This is a genomic window from Enterococcus alcedinis, assembly GCF_014635985.1.
GTDB classification, from domain to species: Bacteria; Bacillota; Bacilli; order Lactobacillales; family Enterococcaceae; genus Enterococcus_I; species Enterococcus_I alcedinis.
On the sequence record NZ_BMDT01000003.1, the window covers coordinates 181,529 to 201,174 of the forward strand.

Annotated in this window: 17 protein-coding genes; 8 read left to right on the plus strand and 9 right to left on the minus strand. The window is 37.0% G+C overall.

Going from position 1 to position 19,646, the window contains the following annotated elements:
* Positions 1-11: 11 nt before the first annotated feature.
* Entirely contained in the window at positions 12-1,211 is a 1,200-nt protein-coding gene (locus tag IEV09_RS05425; protein WP_188367252.1) for an NAD(P)/FAD-dependent oxidoreductase, read from the plus strand.
* A gap of 429 nt (positions 1,212-1,640) precedes the next feature.
* Here IEV09_RS05425 and IEV09_RS05430 read toward each other — a convergent pair whose 3' ends face one another.
* Positions 1,641-2,774: a trans-sulfuration enzyme family protein gene (locus tag IEV09_RS05430; protein ID WP_188367253.1), complete on the minus strand. Its 1,134-nt coding sequence runs from the start codon at positions 2,772-2,774 to the stop codon at positions 1,641-1,643.
* 380 nt (positions 2,775-3,154) lie between these two features.
* Here IEV09_RS05430 and IEV09_RS05435 point away from each other — a divergent pair, with 380 nt between their 5' ends.
* From IEV09_RS05435 to IEV09_RS05460, 6 genes are all read left to right on the plus strand, one after another.
* Positions 3,155-4,492, plus strand: a complete 1,338-nt coding sequence (locus tag IEV09_RS05435) for a CoA-disulfide reductase (RefSeq protein WP_188367254.1) — start codon at positions 3,155-3,157, stop codon at positions 4,490-4,492.
* A gap of 14 nt (positions 4,493-4,506) precedes the next feature.
* Positions 4,507-5,925, plus strand: coding sequence for a cation:dicarboxylate symporter family transporter (locus IEV09_RS05440; RefSeq protein ID WP_188367255.1), 1,419 nt, complete (start codon positions 4,507-4,509; stop codon positions 5,923-5,925).
* A gap of 62 nt (positions 5,926-5,987) precedes the next feature.
* Positions 5,988-6,572 carry a DJ-1/PfpI family protein gene (locus IEV09_RS05445; protein WP_188367256.1) on the plus strand — a complete coding sequence of 195 codons (585 nt, stop codon included), beginning with the start codon at positions 5,988-5,990 and terminating at the stop codon, positions 6,570-6,572.
* A 523-nt stretch (positions 6,573-7,095) separates the two neighbouring features.
* Positions 7,096-8,571, plus strand: a complete 1,476-nt coding sequence (locus IEV09_RS05450) for an arylsulfatase (protein ID WP_188367257.1) — start codon at positions 7,096-7,098, stop codon at positions 8,569-8,571.
* Entirely contained in the window at positions 8,568-10,076 is a 1,509-nt protein-coding gene (locus tag IEV09_RS05455; RefSeq protein WP_188367258.1) for a sulfatase family protein, read from the plus strand. Before IEV09_RS05450 ends, IEV09_RS05455 begins: the two co-directional genes overlap by 4 nt.
* Positions 10,069-10,926: a formylglycine-generating enzyme family protein gene (locus IEV09_RS05460; RefSeq protein WP_188367259.1), complete on the plus strand. Its 858-nt coding sequence runs from the start codon at positions 10,069-10,071 to the stop codon at positions 10,924-10,926. The genes IEV09_RS05455 and IEV09_RS05460 overlap by 8 nt, the downstream gene beginning before the upstream one ends.
* A gap of 267 nt (positions 10,927-11,193) precedes the next feature.
* Here the strand turns inward: IEV09_RS05460 and IEV09_RS05465 are convergent, their stop codons facing one another.
* The 4 genes from IEV09_RS05465 to IEV09_RS05480 all read right to left on the minus strand — a co-directional run bounded on the left by IEV09_RS05465 (position 11,194) and on the right by IEV09_RS05480 (position 14,566).
* Positions 11,194-12,318 (minus strand): hypothetical protein, encoded by a 1,125-nt coding sequence (locus IEV09_RS05465; protein WP_188367260.1) that lies wholly within the window; start codon positions 12,316-12,318, stop codon positions 11,194-11,196.
* Between the two features lie 4 nt (positions 12,319-12,322).
* Positions 12,323-13,459, minus strand: a complete 1,137-nt coding sequence (locus IEV09_RS05470) for an ABC-2 transporter permease family protein (protein WP_188367261.1) — start codon at positions 13,457-13,459, stop codon at positions 12,323-12,325.
* Entirely contained in the window at positions 13,459-14,154 is a 696-nt protein-coding gene (locus IEV09_RS05475; RefSeq protein ID WP_188367262.1) for an ABC transporter ATP-binding protein, read from the minus strand. The genes IEV09_RS05470 and IEV09_RS05475 overlap by 1 nt, the downstream gene beginning before the upstream one ends.
* A gap of 112 nt (positions 14,155-14,266) precedes the next feature.
* Positions 14,267-14,566: a hypothetical protein gene (locus tag IEV09_RS05480; protein ID WP_188367263.1), complete on the minus strand. Its 300-nt coding sequence runs from the start codon at positions 14,564-14,566 to the stop codon at positions 14,267-14,269.
* Positions 14,567-14,954: 388 nt separating this feature from the next.
* On the opposite strand from IEV09_RS05480, the gene IEV09_RS05485 reads away from it, so the two are divergent.
* Positions 14,955-15,860 (plus strand): helix-turn-helix domain-containing protein, encoded by a 906-nt coding sequence (locus IEV09_RS05485; RefSeq protein ID WP_188367264.1) that lies wholly within the window; start codon positions 14,955-14,957, stop codon positions 15,858-15,860.
* A gap of 158 nt (positions 15,861-16,018) precedes the next feature.
* On the opposite strand, the gene IEV09_RS12845 is transcribed toward IEV09_RS05485, so the two are convergent.
* From IEV09_RS12845 to IEV09_RS05505, 4 genes are all read right to left on the minus strand, one after another.
* Positions 16,019-16,237: a hypothetical protein gene (locus tag IEV09_RS12845; protein WP_373281475.1), complete on the minus strand. Its 219-nt coding sequence runs from the start codon at positions 16,235-16,237 to the stop codon at positions 16,019-16,021.
* A gap of 491 nt (positions 16,238-16,728) precedes the next feature.
* The gene (locus IEV09_RS05495; RefSeq protein WP_188367266.1) at positions 16,729-17,394 is read right to left on the minus strand and encodes an ABC transporter ATP-binding protein; all 666 of its coding nucleotides are present in this window, start codon (positions 17,392-17,394) and stop codon (positions 16,729-16,731) included.
* Entirely contained in the window at positions 17,387-18,646 is a 1,260-nt protein-coding gene (locus IEV09_RS05500) for a hypothetical protein (protein ID WP_188367267.1), read from the minus strand. Before IEV09_RS05500 ends, IEV09_RS05495 begins: the two co-directional genes overlap by 8 nt.
* The gene (locus IEV09_RS05505; protein WP_188367268.1) at positions 18,633-19,610 is read right to left on the minus strand and encodes an ABC transporter permease; all 978 of its coding nucleotides are present in this window, start codon (positions 19,608-19,610) and stop codon (positions 18,633-18,635) included. Before IEV09_RS05505 ends, IEV09_RS05500 begins: the two co-directional genes overlap by 14 nt.
* Positions 19,611-19,646: the final 36 nt, after the last annotated feature.

The window sequence follows — 19,646 nt, forward strand, 5'->3', positions numbered from 1 at the left end:
AGATGACAATTATGAAAAAAGTAATGATTTTAGGGGCAGGTTACGCAGGGTTACGAGCATTACGAGAATTACAGAAAAAAACTGAAGGTTTTGAAGTAACCATTGTTGATCGTAATAGTTATCACTTTGAATCAACAGATTTACATGAAGTAGCTGCAGGAACACAACCCTGGGAAAAAATTACTTATGAAATTAGCGATGTGGTGAATCCACGTATGACTACATTTATCCAAGATGAAGTGTTAAAAATTGATACTGAAAAACAAGAAGTACAATTAGAAAAAACAGGGACTCACAGTTACGATTATTTAGTCGTGGCATTAGGTTTCCGTTCAGAAACATTCGGTATTCCTGGGGCAGAAGAATTTGCATTAGAAATGGTTGATATTGTTTCTGCGAGAAAAGTTTATGACCATATTTTAGCGTCAATGGATAAATACAAAGAAACAAATGACCGTAAATACTTAAACATTGCTGTCTGTGGAGCTGGTTTTACAGGTATCGAATTAGTCGGATCACTTGTTGAAAATAAAAAAGCATTTGCCGATCGAGCAGGTGTCAAAAAAGACGACGTAACGATTTATTGTGTCGAAGCAGCACCAAGTATTTTGCCAATGTTTAATGATGAATTACGTAAATATTGTTTAGATAATTTAGCAAAATGGGACGTTGAATTAATGACCGGTAAAGCGATCAAAGGGCTAAAACAAGACACGGTTATTTATGCTGACGGTGAAGTTGAAAAAGAACTACACGCCGGTACAATTATTTGGACAACGGGTGTTAGCGGAAGTGAAATTATTGGGAAATCTGGTTTTGAGGAGCGTCGCGGTCGTGTGATGGTAAAACAAAACTTAACTGACCCAGCGCATGATAATGTGTATTTAATTGGTGACGTGAGTGCAGTAATGGATCCAGAAAATAATCGCCCATACCCAACAACCGCACAAATTGCTTTAAAAATGGGTGCTCATGCAGGTAGAAATATCTTACTACAGATCGCAGGACAACCAACGAAAGATTTTAAATTCCAATCATTAGGATCTGTGGCATCAATCGGTAATGCCCATGCATTCGGCTTAGTTGGTAAAATGAACGTTAAAGGTTACCCAGCATCATTCGTTAAAAAAATGATCATGAACAAATCGTTAATGGATACCGGTGGCGTTAAAGAAGTCATGGCCAAAGGCAGATTTGATTTGTATAGATAGAGGTTATGAGGTGAGCGTTTAATGACGAGTAATAAGCAAAGAATCGTTTGAAAGTGTTCTTTACTTTCAAAAAGATTCTGGCTTATTACCGAGTCATTGCTCATATCATACCGTTTGGATAGAGGTTATCAAAAAATCGTTTAACGACGAGAAATAAAGTGAAATCTGGAGTAAAATGAAATGGTTGTTTCATTTTATTCCAGATTGTTTATTTCCGAGTCGTTGATTTTTTCATACCGTTTAGATAGAGGTTATAAGGGGAACGTTTAGGCACGAAAGATAAGAAAATCCTACGAAAAAATGGCTTTTTCATTTTTATCGTAGGCGTCTTATCTCTGAGTGACTGTTCATCTTATACCGTTTAACTAGAGGTTATCAAAAAGAACTTCCAAGTAACAGATTTAACTGTTACTCGAAAGTTCTTTTTTGTTATTGAATCGCTTGATCTAAGTCAGCAATTAAATCTTCAATGTCTTCAATCCCACAAGAAAGGCGGACGAGTGTTGGTGTTACGCCCATTTTTAGGCGTTCCTCTTCTGGCATTGCCGCATGCGACATCAGCCATGGTAGAGACAGAATCGACTCGACACCACCGAGACTAACGGCTACGATTGGGACTTTACAGTTTTTAAAGAGCGCTTCGACTTGGTCTTGAGTCTCAAGATCAAAGGAAAGGACCGCGCCACCATTTTTAGCTTGTTGCTGATGAATCGCATAACCAGGGTGGGTCGGAAGTCCTGGATAATAAACGTGCTTCACTTGTTTTTTTGTTTGTAGAAATTCGGCTAATTGTTGCGCATTTTCAATCGAGCGTTCCATACGTAAGCCCATCGTTTTGACGCCACGCAATAAGAGCCAACCTTCCTCGACGGCTAAAACACCACCAAGTGCTTTTTGGTGAATTTTTAATTGTTTGTGCAACGCTTCATCGTTCGTTGCTACCAGTCCAGCGATGACATCGCTATGGCCATTAATAAACTTGGTACCGGAATGAATCACAATATCAATGCCGATTGGTAATGTTTCTTGTCCAAGTGGTGTCATAAAGGTGTTGTCACAAGCCACAAGAATATCATGTTGTTTCGCCAATTTTGAGACCGCTTTTAAATCAGTAATGGTCAAAAGTGGGTTAGAGGGTGATTCTAAATAAATCATTTTAGTATTTGGTTGAATCGCAGCTTCCCAAGCGCTTACATCGGATTCGTCAACCATTGTATATTCAATACCGAATCGGACGAGAAACTCCTGGATTGTTTGGAATGTACCACCATAAATATTTTTTGCTAAGATAAAGTGATCCCCTTGTGAAAGTAAAAAAAGGACCGCATTAATTGCCGCCATTCCAGAAGAAAAAGCAAGCCCATATTTTGAATCTTCCAAGGTTTTAATGCATTCTTCAATTGCTGTAATGGTTGGATTACCAAAGCGAGTATAATTATAACCCTCGTGATTAAAGGCATCCGGTTGATGGAATGTTGATGCTTGGAATTTAGGAATGGATGAAGCGCCTGTTTCTTTACAAATAACAGGATATGCATGTAATAATTTTGTATTCATTTTCATGATAAATCCTCCAGGTTGTCCATATTCAAAAAAAATATAATAATATAATAACGTATCGCAAAAGTAACATAGTTTGAAAGGGCTTGTCAATTAGTGTTTTTAGAAAGAGAAAGACAATATAAAAAAAGTTTTATTTTGACGAGTTATAAAATATCTAAATAAGAGTTAGATGATAAATAACAAAAAAGAATTGACGGAAAGGAGGGGAAATGGTAAGTTTTTGGTGTCATATGCCTGTATGACTTGTTCTTTTGGATAAAATGACAGCGTTTCCTTTTTTGTTTTTTAATGAAATTGTCCAAAAAAAGAGGAATCTTTTCCAAAAAACAGTAAGAAACGGTACAATAAAAAAAGTGGAAAATAACAAGGGAGGAAATTAAATGGAAATAGTCATCATTGGAGGAATTGCGGCTGGAATGAGTGTCGCAGCAAAGGCTTCACGTACGAATAAATCAGCAAACATTACTGTCATTGAGAAAGAAAAATTTGTTTCTTTCGGCGCATGTGGGTTGCCGTATTATTTAGGTGATCAATTTGATGATCAAAGAGAGATGTTTGCTCGCACGCCAGAACAAATCGAAAAAAGTGGGATTAATCTTTTCTTAGAACATGAAGTGACGAACGTTGATTTTACAAACAAGGTCATTACATTTACGGATTTAACGAGTGGAGAAAGCAAAACAAAGCCATACGATCGTTTGATGATTGCCACGGGTGCCAACCCAATCGTGCCACCAATTCCAGGAATCGATGCGAGTAATGTCTACACGATTACCAAACCTGGACCAGTTGCAGAACTGAAACATCGTTTACCTGAGATTCAAAACGTTGTGGTCATTGGCGGAGGATTCATTGGTGTCGAGGTCGCAGAGCAATTGAGACACCAAGGAAAAGAAGTCACATTAATCGAAGCCGATACGAAAGTAATGGGCGGTCCTTTTGATGCTGAATTCTCAGATAAATTAGCGATGGCAATTGAAGAAGCCGGCGTTCAAGTGAAATTGGAAGAACGTGCTGAACAATTTGTAACAACGAACGATCAAGTAACAACGGTCAAAACGAATAAAGGCGAGTATGCGGCAGATGTTGTGATTGTAGCAGTCGGTTTTAGACCGAACACGAAATTCTTAGGTGAACAACTAGAAATGCTTGGAAATGGTGCGATTATCGTAGATGCCTATGGTCAAACATCGATTCCAGACGTGTTTGCAGCAGGCGATTGCGCGAGTGTTCCGCATCGTTTAGCCGGAGACGTTTACTTACCATTAGCCACAGTTGCCAATAAAATGGGGCGTTTAATTGGAACGAATATCGCCGTTGAAAATCCAGAAGAACGTTTAGCATTCCCAGGTGCACTCGGATCAAGTGCAATTAAAGCTGGCGAATATGAAGCGTTCAGTACAGGTGTAACCGAAAAACAAGCGACTGCGTTAGGTTTTGATTTCAAAACAACAACGATTGAGACGTATAACCATTCCAACTATTACACGGTGCAAGAAAAAATTATGGTAAAACTGATCTATGATGCAAAAACATTTGTCTTATATGGCGCTCAAATGTTTGGTAAAAATGAAACAGTCTTACGTGGAACCGGCTTAACGACGGCCATTCATGCAGGAATGACAACAAAAGAATTAGGTTTTGTCGATTACGCCTATGCACCACCATTTGCTTCGACTTGGGAAGTAATCAATGTGGCAGCAAATACGGCTAAATAAAGGGGAGAAAGCAAATGATTGATTCAGCATTTTTTACGCAGTTTTTAAAAATTAGTAACTTTTTTACTTTGATTGCTATTATTGTTTTTATTGGCGCATTAATTTTCTTAAAAGTATTAAAAGATAAACGAGTAAGTTTCTCACAACGAATGATTATCGGTTTAGTCATTGGTTTAATTTTAGGAATTAGTATTGATTTAATTGGTAGCTCGAATCCGATTTTTGTCGATTATGGACGGACGGAAATTTCGGTTTGGTACGGTTTAGTCGGAACCGGTTTCCTAAAACTGGTTCAATTACTTGCAGTGCCAGTCGTTTTCTTATCGATTATTAAAGTGGTTGTTGATGTTGAAGGCGACCGAATTAAGAGTTTAACTGGTCGAACATTTGCAACATTATTAGGAACAACAGCGATTTCTGCTTTAGTTGGTATTTTGGTGGTTAAGCTATTTAACTTACAAGGTGCAAGCTTTGCGGCAGATTTAACCGATTCAAAAGCGGACTTCATGGGAAATATTGCGGCTCAAAGTTTCCCAGAGTTTTTCTTAAAATTAATTCCAAGTAACATGACGCAAGTAATGAGTGACAACGGCAGTATCGTTTCGGTTGTAATCATCGGTGCGATGTTTGCGAGTGCGATTCGTTTCTTGAAAGTCAAAAAGCCAGCAGAAGTGGCACCGTTTGTGACATTACTTGAATCATTAAAAGTAACCATTAACTCAGTGTTAACAAACGTTATCAAATTAATGCCTTATGGTGTAACAGCGTTAGTTGCGAATACCATCGTTTCAAACGGTGTAGCGGCGATTATGGGAATGTTAGGCTTTATCTTAGCACTTTACACAGGTGTGATTATTATGTTACTCGTTTATGTGGTGATGTTAGTCGCAATGGGCTTAAACCCAGTGACATTCTTTAAAAAATCCTTTACGACATTAGTCTTTGCCTTTTCTTCACGTTCAAGTGTTGGGACATTACCATACACTTTAAAAACGTTGCAAGAGAATTTAGGTGTTTCAGGTGAAACGTCTAACTTTGTTGGAACGTTAGGAACGTCAATCGGAATGAATGGTTGTGCGGGTGTCTTTCCAGCGATGTTAGGAACATTAATCGCAGGTGCCGTTGGTGCTGAATTAAACCTTTCATTCTACGTATTAGTAGTCGTTGTTGTAACAGTTGGTTCAATCGGGATTGCCGGTGTACCAGGAACTGCAACGGTTGCTGCAACAGTGACATTGAACGGTTTAGGTTTCGGTCACACAATCTCAAGTATCGGTGCGATCTTCGGAATTGACCCAATCATTGATATGGGTCGTACAATGTTAAACGTTGCCGGTGCAATGGTATCAGCAATTGCTGTTGACCGTTGGGATGGCACATTTAACCGTGAAGCGTACGATGCGCCAATGGTTGCGAAATCAGACGACGAATAATTTATAATAATGAACCTTTCTTTACTTTGGTGAAGAGAGGTTCATTTATATTAGCGGGAGGAATGATTTTGAAAAAAGATCAAATACTATTAGTTTTAACAGAGAACTGGAATGATTGGGAAGCCAGTTATGCGATTGCGGTAGCTAATTCTTTTACTGACTATAAGGTACAAACAGTGGCGATTGACAAGATGGATAAAGTTTCAATGGGTGGAATCCGTGCTAGAGTCGATTTGACTATGAATACTTTTAATAATTTTACGGACTTAGCAATGGTAATTTTACCTGGTGGACTTTCGTGGATGGAAAAAGATTACCATGAAATTGCTTATTTTTTAAAGAAAGCCAGTAAACAGGAAGTCCCGATTGCAGCAATTTGCGGAGCGACAGAGTTCCTATGCAAGCAAGGATTTTTAAATAATATTAATCATACAGGAGATTCATTGGAACAATTTCAAACAATTAAAGGTTACACTGGAGAAGAACACTATGTCCAAGCACAGGTAGTTGTCGATCAAGGTTTTATTACGGCTAATGAAACGGCAGCTGTAGCATTTGCTTATGAGATTTTCAAAATATTAGCAGTCGATAGTGAAGAAGAAATGGCGGAATGGTTTGATAATTTCATACACGGTGCGATTCGTTGAGGAGTGAGGATAGATTGATAAAACAAATAGGAACTTTAAAAGTGGTTCTTATTTCTGGGTATTTCAAAATCATGGAACATTTAACTATGAAATCTATGGTATATTCATCGTTATGAAACCCGACGATAATCAATCAAAGGAGATCAATATGAATAAGAACAATGAAACTGCTAGAGCGATTTATTTAACAGGCTCATTTTTTATGTTTTTGTGTATTCACTATTTATTTAGCATCAATTCTAGTGCCTTCTCGTGGGGACTTTACATCTTTCCTATCACTTTATTCGTTTTAGGAATCGTGGTAAATAAAAAAAGCGATGAGAAACAATAAGGAATTTGTCTAATGCTCCACAACAGAAGCGGTTCTCGGCTTTTTTTACGTCTCTTTTGGCTGTCAATGCTGGGGGAATCATCCTAAACGCGCTCGATTTGATTTTTTTGCATCTGAAAAGCTAAGATATTCCATTGAAAGGGCTTTTATCGGATGTTAAGCTAAAATCAACAATCGTTAGGAGTGAAACAAATGACGAAACAACCGAATATTATTCTAATGGTCGTCGATCAAATGCGTTTTGATGCGATGGGCGCCAATGGTAATCCGATTATTTCAACCCCGAATTTAGATATGATGGCAGAAAATGGGCATAATTTCCAAAATGCCTATGCGGCTGTCCCGAGTTGTATTCCTGCTAGAGCGGCACTGATGACGGGCTTGTCGCAAGAAAATCATGGACGTGTTGGTTATGAAGATGGTGTGTATTGGGATTATGAACAAACGCTCGGTAGCACCTTTAAAGAAGCGGGCTATCAAACCCAAGTCATTGGGAAAATGCATGTTTATCCCGAGCGTAACCGAATTGGTTTTGATCATGTTGAATTGCACGATGGCTATTTACATGCCAATCGGAACCAAAATAAAAAACATTTAACCCAATATACAGGTAGTGATGATTATTTGCGTTGGTTAAAAGAGAAAAAAGGTGTGGCAGCTGATATTATCGATGATGGCTTGGATTGTAATTCGTGGGTAGCGCGTCCTTTTATGGAAGAAGAAGCTTTACATCCAACGAACTGGGTAGTGACGAAAGGGATTGAATTTTTAGAACGCCGTGATCCGACAGCGCCATTTTTCTTAAATCTTTCCTTTGTTCGACCGCATTCACCACTGAATCCACCCCCTTTTTATTACGACATGTATAAAGATTTGCTGGCGGAATTTCCTGAAATAACAATTGGTGAATGGGCCAGTGAGATTGGGACGAATGAACGAGCATCGGTTATGGCTTTTAAAGGGCAATTGAAAAAGCATGAGCTCGATCGCATGCGTGCGGCTTACTATGGACTCGTGACACACATTGATCATCAAATCGGGCGCTTTTTAATGGCGCTCGGTGAACATGAATTAGCCAATAATACGGTGATTGTTTTCTTATCCGATCATGGTGACCAACTCGGTGATCATCATTATTTCCGTAAAGCGTTACCTTACCAAAGTAGTATCCACGTCCCGTTTTTAATCTATGATCCAGGAAATTGTTTGAACGGTTCGATTCGTCAAATTGAAGAAATTGTGGAATTGCGCGATGTCTTACCAACGCTCGTTGATGTGGCAACCGGTCAAACACTTGAAAATGTCGATGGGGTGTCTTTAAGAGAAACATTAACAAATCCTGATTTTTGCACACGTGAATTTCTTCATGGGGAGCATAGCTTTGGCTGGGAATCGAATCAATATATTTTAACCAAAGAATGGAAATACATCTGGTTTCCAATCCAAGGAAAAGAGCAACTCTTTGATTTGAAAAATGATCCTGATGAACGCCATGATTGCTTAACCGAAGTTCCAGAGAGGGCGCAACAACTGCGTCAGATTTTAATCGGAAAATTAATTCATCGCGAAGAAGGCTTTGTCAAAGACGGACAACTCGTGAAATTAAATCATACGAAAGTATCGCTAGATTTTCTTAAAGCGCGTATTCAAGGAGGAAACAACGCATGACGCAACCCAATATTTTATTTATTTTAACCGACCAACACCGGAAAGATACGTTAACGGCTTATGGCGATATTCCGTGTTTTACGCCCAATATCGATCAGTTAGCCGAAGAATCGACCGTGTTTGAACAAGCCTATGCCAGTTGTCCGATTTGTACACCGGCGCGCGCATCGATTCAAACAGGACTCTATCCGATGCATCATGGGATGATTACCAATTCATATAACTACGGTAACATGGTGCAAGAATTGCCAGACACACCAGAATTATTGAGCCGTCGTTTGACCGAATACGGTTATCAAGCCGGATTTACCGGGAAGTGGCATTTAGGTTCAGGTGCGGATAATGTTCGAAAGGACGCCTATATTCAAAAGTTTATGGGAGGCATTGAATTTCCGGAATATCAATTACAAAACGATGCCAAACCAACGACTCGTGGCTATGTGGGCGATGACTTTTTAGGTCATGGTTTTGGCGGTCACTATTATCCGCAATTCCAAAATGCTCTAAAGGAACAAGGCAAGGACTTCAAAATCGAAAATATTATTAAAGACTTCTATCAACAACATCAAGCCGGCGTGGTTACGACAGGGGCGGATTCGACGATTGAACATTATTTAGTCGATCGAACGATGACGGTGATTGATGATTTCCAAAAAGAAGACAAGCCTTGGTATTTCCAATTAAATTTCTGGGGACCGCATGAGCCATATTTTGTACCAGAAGAATATTTAGCGTTATATGATGACGTCGAGTTGCAACCATGGGAGAATTTCCGTGAAATAGCTTCCGATAAACCACGTATTCATGATGTTAAACGCGGTGACTTTACGTCCTGGCAAGAAATCGAACCGGTTGTGAAGCATTATTTGGCCGGTATTACCCATATCGATGCGCAAATTGGGCGTCTGATTACCTATTTAAAAGCCAACGACCTATACGACAATACGATTATTATTTTTAGTGCCGATCACGGAGAATCATTGGGGATTCATGGCGGTTTGTGTGACAAAGCGATTTTCATGTATGAGGAAACCAATAGTATTCCACTTTTCTTAAAAGCGGCGAACCAAACCAATTCGCAACAAGTTAGCCAATTTATTAACACGTGTGACATTTATTCGACGATTTTAGATTACGCAGGGGTCGAAAAAACACTACGTGATCGCGATGGACAATCGTTTCGACCACTGGCAGAAAACCAAGCCGTTGATTGGCCCGAGACCGTTGTGACGGAGTGTTCAGGAATCGGTAGTATATTATTCTCGCAACGCATGATTCGTAAAGGCGATTGGAAGTATGTCTTTAACTGTGGCGATATCGATGAGTTGTACGATTTAGCGAGTGACCCGTATGAACTGGATAACAAAGTCGATCAAGCAACTTACAGCGAAGTGCTCTTAGACATGCGTCATGCCTTACGTGAGTGGATGGTTGAGCACAATGACAATTTAATTTTTGAATACGATGCCTTACGCATGAAGAAAGCAGGGCGAGCAAATGATTAAAATTCCCGCAGGTCAATACACGATTGGAACGAATGATGGGGTGGGTTTTTCGGGTGATTTAGAAGGCCCACAAGTCCAAGTGACGCTCGAGGCTTTTGAAATGGGAGCAACCCCGGTGACGAACGAAGAATTCTCGGCATTTGTTGCAGCGACAAACTACGTCACCGAATCCGAAAGGTTTGGTTGGTCGTTTGTTTTTGACTATTTCATCCAAGAGTTAGACGAACAATACAAACAAACCGTCCCCAATTTAAAATGGTGGAAAGGCGTGCATGGCGCGAACTGGCGTCATCCTGAAGGACCGGGATCGAACATCGCGGAACGCTTGGATCACCCAGTTGTGCATGTCTCACGAAATGACGCGATTGCCTATTGCCAATGGGCAGGCTTACGATTACCGACAGAAGCCGAATGGGAAGTCGCAGCAAAAGGCGGCACGGACTATGAGTGTTACCCGTGGGGCGAGGAATTTTTAGCCGATGGACAATACCAATGCAATATTTGGCAAGGAAATTTTCCAGTTGAAAACACGTTAGCAGATGGCTACAGTAACACCGCGCCGGTTAAAACATTTGAACCAAATGGTTACGGCTTGTATCAAGTCGTCGGGAATGTTTGGGAATGGTGCGTCAATCCAAGAGGCATCCCACTCAGTGCCTTTAATCAGCTTCAAGGCAACGAGTTTTGGAATAAGTTGCAAACGATTGATGACCAACCGTATGCCATTAAAGGCGGCTCTTTCTTATGCCACGATTCCTATTGCAATCGTTATCGGATTACTGCTAGAAATGGCAATACCGGGATGTCAGCAAGCAATAATATGGGTTTTCGATGCGCACGAACAATCTGAAAAACCCCCGATTCTTTTCGCTGAGATGAAAAGAATCGGGGGTTTTGAATGATTAAAAAAAGAAGTCTGCCAATTTTTAAAATCAAACACTCTCTAATTGCTGGTATTGCCGGATTTATCACAGGTATGTTGCTTTCATATATTGTTTGGCGTTTGAGGTGAGTCAAATCTTGGCTAAATCGAGGGGCTATTTCTCGTTTTTGAATAATCATTTACAACAAACAGAGCAAAGAGAACATGCAGGCATGTCCTTTTCGCTCTGTTTGTTTATGGAGAAATTCGGAAGAAGCCTCTTCCTCTGCCTTTTTCTTTTTGTTGCGTCACTATTTTCAGTAAGAGAAAGAAGATGAAACTGAAGAGAACTAAAGCAATATACATCTGATAAATCGTAGTCGTTTGATTTACTGCGATGAATTTCGGCATTTGAAAGAAATTTCCAGGATAGAACCCACTAGCTGCAAGCCTATCATTCGAAAGCCAAGTGCTAAGCAACGAGAAACCAAAGGCGATTCCAAGCGTCAGTGGATAGTTGTGACAAATCGCTGCGATCAAGGCACACAGCGAAGTTAAAAAAATCATTAAAAGAAATGTTCCGAAGAGCAGTTGCAACAAGTATTGACCGGCCAATTTCATTGCAACGTTTTGTTGCTGATCGATAAAAAATAAAGGATACTGACGGTCACCCCATCCATTCCAAATCCCAATCGCACCCGAAACAGCGCCTAGTGGTAATAAGAGGCTAAGCTGTATCCACAGCCCATAAATCAAACTTTTTTGTTGCAAAATGTTAAAGGGATTCCTTGGAACAAGCCAATTCCACGCAATGGTTTTATCGGTAGACTCATCCGTAAAAAATTTACTTAGAAAGAGAAGTGCGATTCCCCAAACAGCGACAAAAGGAATCATCTGACTGAAATAGAGGAGATAATTAACCAATGGCAGTTGCTGTGAATGAAGGGGATCAAAGATTGTCATGTCGTTTTCGATAAAGTAATCAAGTTTTGCTACTAGAATTTTTTGCTCATCAACAGAGGGTCCGCTTTGCTTCGAGGCGAACATCTCCTCGTAATCGATTTTCGCGATTCGACTTTCTGCCTGTAACTGATTTCGATTATTATATTGTTCTATAGCGTCAAGTTGTTGCGTATAGAGTACCGATTTCTCTTCTAGTGTTTCGATTCTGTTTTGATTGCCGTTATTTTGATGGAGTCGCTCGATTTCTTGTTCGTTCGCTACTCGGGTCGCTTCAATATTAAGCGCTCTTTGCTCCTCTCGGCTATTTTGTGAGAGCGTTAATTGCATCGCGCAAGGAATTAGCAGCAGTAGCAAAAATAACAGCGGTGGTAGAGCGTTTATTTTTTTACTTCGTAGTTTTTCTATTTCCCATTTCATACGCTCACCTACTTATCGCTGGCTGATTTTGATATACTTCCGTTCGCTTCATAACGACGCGATTGAACATAAAGACGAGTCCGATACTAAAGAGCATTAAGAAAATCCCCTTTTCGAAAGTAATTGTCGCGGCATCCCAAGGGTTATTTCCTAAAATCAATCGAGGGAAATCCCAATAGTTTGTAGGTAACCATTTAGCAATTGAGACAGGAATAAAGTCACTCATGCCACCTAATGCTAGCGGGAAAATGCAGAGTAGTAAAAATAAAAAATTGAAAAGGAATTGTTTGAAAATATTTTGCAGTAAATAACCGATTAGTGTTAGTAAAAAGAAAAAGAGTAGCGTACTAAAAAGCAGGAGCAATAAATAATGACCGATCGTTGTTTGATGAATGAGCTGCTTCGAATCTAAATAGAAAATAGGATAATTAAAACTTCCAATTCCACCTTTCAGTGCAGAAATTAGAAAAATTCCCAACGTCCCCGTGATTAGAAATCCTGAAAGTGCGACCATCATGACACCGATTTTTTTCCACATGATGTTGCTTTGTTTTTGAGGTGTGCTACGCATAAAGTTGACCGTGTCCTTGCGGTGTTCATAACTACAAATCAAAGCAATCAATAACGCACCCATACTTAGTAAGAGAGGATAGGATAGTTGTAAAAAAGTATTCAGTAAAAAATGACTCGCAGGTAGAACGGCTGTAAAAAAGGGATCAACCCATTGAATCTCTGAATGTTCAAAAAACGCAAGTTCCTTAACTCTTAGTTCCAATTCAGGAATGGTTGCACCGAGTAAATTGCCGTTTTTGGCTTTTTCAAGTTGAATCTTCGCAATGTCTGATTCCGCTTTTATCTGCTTTTGCTTATTTTTTTGAGCAATGCCGCTTAACCCTTCTTGATAAGCAGCCAATTCTTTCTCACTGGCTACAATCAAATCATCCGGTGCCTCTGTGGCTTTCATCGAATGAACGGCGCTTTGTAATAAGTCATAGTTTTCTTGATAATAGTGCTCTTTTTGGTTGTCGCTATTCGTTTGATTGGTCTTATTTTGTAGCAATGGTAAAGTACCAATCCCAATAAAAAAAGTGATTAGGATGAGCACAAGCCAACGATTCAGTTTCAAAAATTCATATTTCATTAAAAAAATACCTCCGCAGCGTTGAAGAGTTGATTGTATTGCTCTTGGAGATTTTCGGTGACACTATTTGTTTCGTGCAATTGCCCCTCATGTAAAAAAGCCACTTTCGTACATAATTCAGCAATGTTCCCTAAATTATGAGAGGACATCATCATCGTTTTGCCACGTTTGACGAATGATTGAATCAATGAATTGAAAAGTTGAATATTCGTAGGGTCCAAACCATTTAAAGGCTCATCAAACAAGAGCACTCGGGCATCGCTGATATAATATAAAGAAAGCAGTAATTGTTGTTTCATCCCTAATGACAGTTGTCGTACTTTCTTATGTTCAAAACGGTCGATATGGAAAATAGTTAATGTGTCGGTGACCGATAAATCGGATTGCCAAAGGTCTTTAACCATCTCTAAGTGTTGTTGAACCGTTAAATCAGGGTACAAGTTTTGAGAACTTTCAAGGAAAAAGACTTCTTTTAAATAGGCCTCTCGCTGTTTTTCATAAGCAATCGAATCATTCAACACGAAAGAACCCGATTCTCGAGGAACTAATCCGACGATACTGTTGAGAAAAGTAGTCTTCCCAGAACCATTCGGCGCAATTAATCCTAAGACTTCGCCTTCGTTCAATTGGAGCGTTAAGTGATTCAATACTTGCTGTTTTTTATAACGGACCGTTAAATTCGATATTTCTAACATATGTACCTCCCTAAAATCGCTGATGTTGTTTTTTTACTTATTGTTAAATATATCAATCTTTTATCGTAATGAAAAGATAAAAACTGACTTCGTATAACGAAGCCAGTTTTTATTACCAAACATTATAAGTGTTTTGTCGTCTCCATATCGTTGAAGTGCCCGAGGATGTTTGACTGATATTATTATAGCCAGTATGCTGGAAGTTAGTGTTGTAACGTAAGTCTCGAGTTGTTTTATCACGTTTTGGAGAATATGAACCATCTTTGTATTGAGTTACAGTAAAGTAATCTTCAACGACAGCAATTTTAATTCGGGGTGTTGGTGTTTGATCGGCAGAAACTTTAATATTACTAGTGATGCCAATGGGGATAAAACTTAATGCAAGTAGAGATGAAATTACAATTTTTTTCATAATTATTACCTTCCTCGTATGATATATTTAATATTTAAATTGCGATATTAAACCACAACAATATTTAAGGTCTATAAAAATATCGTTGGATATAGTTTACTTACCTAGCATACCAAGGGAAATTTACTAAAAAATCTACAATATAGTTCATTTTTGTCACTCCTATTTTTTTATTTATTGATTATAATCTAGAAATTAAAAAATGGAGTAATGAAACAATAATTGAAGAGTTTCTTTGGTGTATAGAATTTTTAATATATATTTTAATGCATAATGGATAAAAATATAGGAATACAAGACTTGATTGTGATAGAATAAGTTGAATAGAGTAATCAAAGTATGGCTCTAAAAAATACACAGAGAAGTAGTTGAAAGGGAGGCAACTAAAATGAAATCAAATTTAGGAAGAAAGATACGATTAGCCAGAGAAAATCAAAAATTAACGCGCGAAATGGTTTGTGAAGACGAATCGAACATCACCATTCGACAGCTAGCTAGGATAGAATCAGGGGCGTCACTGCCAACTTTAACGAGACTCACCTTTCTAGCAAACAAGTTAAATCTCTCCTTAAGCTACCTCATTGATGAATCGTATATCACAGTACCAAAAGAATACCTCTTATTAAAAAATAAAATCATGAAGCAAACGATGTACAAAGATCCGACGCGAATAGAGAGGGTTAACCTATTGTTTGATCAAATGTACGATAAATTTTATGATCGCATTAGTGAAGAAGAACAATTGACTATTGATATTTTGAGAGCAACTACAGACATTTTAGTTTTTAATAACATTCAATTTGAATCAGGATTGCTAAAAGAATATTTTCCACAAATGTTATTAAAAAAAGAACTACGAGAACTTGATTTTCTACTGATTTACCTATATCTCTTGTACACATATGGAAAAAGCACCTCTTATAAGTTGACGAGTACGACTAATGAGGTATTACAAAAAATAATCAATAACTCGAACAATTCGAATGATTCGAATGCATACCTTGCAATCAGGGTTCATATTTTTGCATTGCACTTTTTATCTAAACTAAAAGACTATGAAACGTACAAACAATTGCTAGATATTTCCAAGACGATTTCTGAGGAGAATCAAGAATTTCAAAAGAAGCCCATCTTACAAATGATGGAAGGAAAGTACCTATTGTTTCATATGGGTGATATAAAAAAAGCGAAAGAAATGTATAGGATTGCTGCTAAAACAGCGAGGTTGCTAGGCGATAATATCGCGCACGATCACATATTATTAGAAATGGAAAAAGATTTAAAACGCTTATGAATGCTAGTGAAAAAAGTTATTTATCAGCCGGTAGTTAAAATACGGGGACATAATAAGAGTACGGAGCCAATAATCAGGATGCTAATCTAATTATTGAAGCTGTGTCGTTATTTGTTTGTACGCTAAGTGAATTTGATTTGTCCAAGGAAAATAATTTTCTAATAAATCAGGTATTCTAAAGAAATCCCAATTAGGTAATTGTTCAATACAAAGTATCCTAAAAACATTTTAATCCCAATATAAAACTTGAAAACGATCCGTTTTTCTACTGCAAATAAAAAGAGAGCATCATCAAATAGATCTAAATTACAAGTATCAGATATAACACTCGCAAGACCATCGATTCCTCGACACATACCTATTTTCCCGCAAACAATAAAATATGTCTTATATAACTATAGTTAATCATAATGATTGACTTTTGCCTAAATACTCATTAAATTATATTGGTTAGCCTCGTTATAAATATGAAAGTCTGATCACCAATTTTTAACTGACAGGCTATTTTGGGTTTCTGTGCAGTATTCGATGGTAGTGATAGTACACTATCCGTAAGGATAACTAGAGGTCGTATGTATTTATATCCGTGTTATTATTACCAACTTACATTAGTTTTCATCTAAAAACTAATGTATATAAATAGAAAAAGCAGTATCCAAGGATAGTCAAACTGCTCTTGGATACTGCCATATTAACATTTTGTGACCTTCCACCATCAATCAAAAACTTTTGTATCGGATTTACAAAGGATTAAAAGAAGTTCAGTCTACATCAGACTCGATATTTTAATTTAAATAGTGGAGTGGATTTCCCAATTACACATAATTCGTGATACAACCAGAGATGTATATTAGAATCTAATATCTGTTTAGTGTATATGTAATTGTTTGTCATTTAAAGTATAAACGTTATCGCAAATATTAGCGACAGCTGGATCGTGTGTGACCATTACAAAACTAGTATCTATCAATTTAATTTTTTGAAAAATATCTAAGACAATTGCCTCCGTTTCAAAATCTAAGGATCCTGTAGGTTCATCAGCTAAAATAAGTTTTGGCTCAGTAATCAAAGCACGAGCAATTCCAGCTCGTTGTCTCTCCCCACCGGATAAAAAAGTGGGTTTCTCTAATAACAAATCCTGAATAGCCAGCTTTTCAGCTAAATGATGTACCTTATTTTCTATCATTTTTTTTTCTAGTCTGAGGTATTTTAAGGGCAATGCTATATTATCTAAAATATTTTTACTGGCAATCATCGGGTTGTCTTGAAAAATAAAACCAATATTCTTGAGACGGTGTAAACTTAATTCATTCGCAGTCATATTTCTTAAATCATTTCCTTCGAAAAGGATCGTTCCTTTGTCAGTCTTGATTAATCCGGAAAGGGCTTTTAATAAAGTTGTTTTTCCACTGCCACTTTTCCCCATAATTGCAATTTTTTGACCAGCATTTAAACAGAGATTGAGATTCTGAAATAACTCTTTGTTGTTGCGACCGTCTTGTATAGTGAGTGAAAGATTTTTTACACTAATCATTTATCATTCTCCATTTCTTTAAAGTGATTGTAGATGTTAAAAAGAAAATTAAGAAAAGACTGAAAGATACACCTAGTAAAGTAAATAGAAAGGTAAATGTAATTTTACCCAAGTAGTGAACGATACCTAAATTTAGGAAGAAAACAATAGATAAAATTACTAACTTTTCTATTAAAAAGTAATTTCTTAAATCTTTGTTTGTTGCACCAAATAATAAATGTAGTTGATAATTTTTTTTATCACGATGTAGCTCTAAATAAGAGAAAACCACAGTCATTGTCATTAATAGCATGATTGAAAAATAGACAACTATATTTAAAATTTTACGATTTTTAGAAATCGTAAAAAGAGCAGATGAGATATGAAAGGGAGAATTTCCTATCAATTGAATAGTCCCAACTTGATAAGTATCGGCCATTTCATTGACAATCATATAGAGCTTTTCTTGTGATAATGAATTCGCAACTTGATAGTACCCATTAATGCCATTTAATAAATGCCTTTGAAAAAACAGAAAGTCCTCTTCATTCATTTGTTGAGGAATACTTTCAATAAATGGTAAAATAATATAAGTATCTAATAGATAATCGGTATTTTCATCAAACGTCAAGCGTTCCCCTTGTTCAATAAAACCGATAACTTCTCCTTCGAAGTTCTTGAAAAGATAAGATAGTGGAATTTTATCGCCTAAAGAATAAAATTTAGAATAATCATTCCCTAAAAGAATCGGAATGTTATTTTTGTATTGATAGTCTGTTTTTTGAAAGCTTCTCCCAGCTATTAATCTTGGTTTGAAACGGTATAATGTTTTCTCGTTTACTTGTAAAGAGTTATACATAAGTTGTTCTTTTTTGAGAGTGTCAATTTTATCAGCTATATTTTCGTAGTTAGCAATAAATTCAGTTCCTAAGTCGTTAGGTTCTAAAAGCCAAACTCCTTGACTGTTCATCACTTGATAGCTGCCGATAGGATTTTCTGATAATTCATGATACATTCCGTGAAGATATCTGGTACTCTGAAGGTTCCTTAAAAAGATTTCTTCTGTTTCTCCTATCAAAGAGTCTACTAATTTATATGTTTCAGTATCTTCTAAAGATTTTCTGTCGATTTCACTCGTGTATTCTTGAGACAAGATATTAGAAATAGATAAGAGTGCAAATGAAAAAAATAAAAATAATGTATAAAGAAATAAGGAATTTTTTTTTCGTTGAAAGGCTTCGACAATTTCTAATAAAGCATCACTTAATTTCATCAATACCCCTCCAATTTCGTAAGAAAACCCAGATGAAAATACCTGTAGCACTACCGACTATAACTAGCTGCGAGAAGAAAAATTGAGTAGTAAATGTTGTAATGGAATCATAGATCAATTTTTTAAACGGAAAATAGAGAATACTAAAGGTAAGTATACTTTCGACAAACCAAATAAGTAACAAATATTTCAATTCTTCTACTAAAACAATTTGTTGAGGAATTCCTATCATTTGTTTTAAATATTGTGTCGATTTTGATAAAGAGAGATAGAAAGATAGGCAGATTCCAATTCCAAATAAACATAATAGTTGAAATGAATAACGTAAGATATTGTTATTGTTTTTTTTGTTTTTAGGATTATACACCTTGGAATCATCGGAGTAAGTGATAGCCGAGATATTATCGTTGAGTGTCTCTTGCAACATGTTCATCGTGGTTTGATTTGAATTTATTTGATAAACACCCAAGGTTTGATTTTTTGTCAAGGAATTTAGATTAACTAAGGCCATCCTAGATAAATTTTTTGAGTAATCACCATTTAAAATACCGATAATTTCATATTCTTTTCCTTCAATCTGGATGCTCTGATCAACCATGTTTTCTTTAAGTAATTCGGCGCCAATAATTGCTCGGTTTTTTCCATCAAAAAAATCGGTATGGATAAAGTTTCTCCCTTTTATAAGAGGAAGCTCCCACTTGTAATTAGTATAAATTGCTTTGGAGTAAAAATTTGATTCTAGCGTTTTAACCACGAGGATGTCTTTTTGATTACTTAATAAATCTCCCCACATTTTGGAATCTAAATCCTTGTTAACCATTAAACGTACAGATTCTTTTGAAACGAAATTATTTGAAATAAAATCTAGATTTTTTTGATGGAAAAAATAAAACAATGAAAAAGCATTGATAATCGTTGCAATAAGAAAAATAAAGTTTGTCACAAAAAAAAGTTTTTTTCGCAATAAAATTCGCCTCAATTCTAAAAATATTGATAAAGA

Coding starts and splice junctions, on each gene's coding strand:
- IEV09_RS05425 (WP_188367252.1), top strand. CDS start 12: ATGAAAAAAGTAATGATTTTAGGGGCAGGTTACGCAGGGTTACGAGCA.
- IEV09_RS05430 (WP_188367253.1), bottom strand. CDS start 2,774: ATGAAAATGAATACAAAATTATTACATGCATATCCTGTTATTTGTAAA.
- IEV09_RS05435 (WP_188367254.1), top strand. CDS start 3,155: ATGGAAATAGTCATCATTGGAGGAATTGCGGCTGGAATGAGTGTCGCA.
- IEV09_RS05440 (WP_188367255.1), top strand. CDS start 4,507: ATGATTGATTCAGCATTTTTTACGCAGTTTTTAAAAATTAGTAACTTT.
- IEV09_RS05445 (WP_188367256.1), top strand. CDS start 5,988: ATGATTTTGAAAAAAGATCAAATACTATTAGTTTTAACAGAGAACTGG.
- IEV09_RS05450 (WP_188367257.1), top strand. CDS start 7,096: ATGACGAAACAACCGAATATTATTCTAATGGTCGTCGATCAAATGCGT.
- IEV09_RS05455 (WP_188367258.1), top strand. CDS start 8,568: ATGACGCAACCCAATATTTTATTTATTTTAACCGACCAACACCGGAAA.
- IEV09_RS05460 (WP_188367259.1), top strand. CDS start 10,069: ATGATTAAAATTCCCGCAGGTCAATACACGATTGGAACGAATGATGGG.
- IEV09_RS05465 (WP_188367260.1), bottom strand. CDS start 12,318: ATGAAATGGGAAATAGAAAAACTACGAAGTAAAAAAATAAACGCTCTA.
- IEV09_RS05470 (WP_188367261.1), bottom strand. CDS start 13,459: ATGAAATATGAATTTTTGAAACTGAATCGTTGGCTTGTGCTCATCCTA.
- IEV09_RS05475 (WP_188367262.1), bottom strand. CDS start 14,154: ATGTTAGAAATATCGAATTTAACGGTCCGTTATAAAAAACAGCAAGTA.
- IEV09_RS05480 (WP_188367263.1), bottom strand. CDS start 14,566: ATGAAAAAAATTGTAATTTCATCTCTACTTGCATTAAGTTTTATCCCC.
- IEV09_RS05485 (WP_188367264.1), top strand. CDS start 14,955: ATGAAATCAAATTTAGGAAGAAAGATACGATTAGCCAGAGAAAATCAA.
- IEV09_RS05495 (WP_188367266.1), bottom strand. CDS start 17,394: ATGATTAGTGTAAAAAATCTTTCACTCACTATACAAGACGGTCGCAAC.
- IEV09_RS05500 (WP_188367267.1), bottom strand. CDS start 18,646: ATGAAATTAAGTGATGCTTTATTAGAAATTGTCGAAGCCTTTCAACGA.